General features: G+C 63.6%; 1 protein-coding gene. It reads left to right on the top strand.

Annotated elements, in window-relative coordinates; all coding sequences use genetic code 11:
- On the top strand, window positions 1-338 hold a 338-nt coding region (locus AMD30_RS24915; RefSeq protein ID WP_197282855.1), incomplete at both ends, for an HNH endonuclease.

The following is a 338-nucleotide window of genomic DNA, read 5'->3' as shown; positions in this document are numbered from 1 at the left end:
GCTCATCTCGATGATGGTCCGGCGTTGTCTGAGGTCGAGGTGGCCGAGGCTCGGTGCGGTGCGTCGATTCGAGATGTGGTGAGTCGCAGGGTTCCGGGGCAGCCGGGGAAGCTGGCGTTGTTGGGTGTGGGGCGTCGTCGGCGGGCGCCGAACAAGGCGTTGGTGCGGGCGTTGTTTGTGCGGGATCGGTGTTGTCAGATGCCGGGGTGTGGTCGGACGCGTCATCTGCATGCTCATCATGTGCGGTGGTGGTCGGTGGGTGGGCGGACGGATCCGGACAATTTGATCTTGTTGTGCGGGTCGTGTCATCGGTCGTTGCATCGGGGTGAGTTCTCGAT

Source organism: Gordonia sp. HS-NH1, from assembly GCF_001418765.1.
In the GTDB taxonomy this organism is placed as follows: domain Bacteria; phylum Actinomycetota; class Actinomycetes; order Mycobacteriales; family Mycobacteriaceae; genus Gordonia.
Note: the sequence above shows the minus strand (reverse complement) of the source record. Positions and strands in the feature narration are given on the sequence as shown.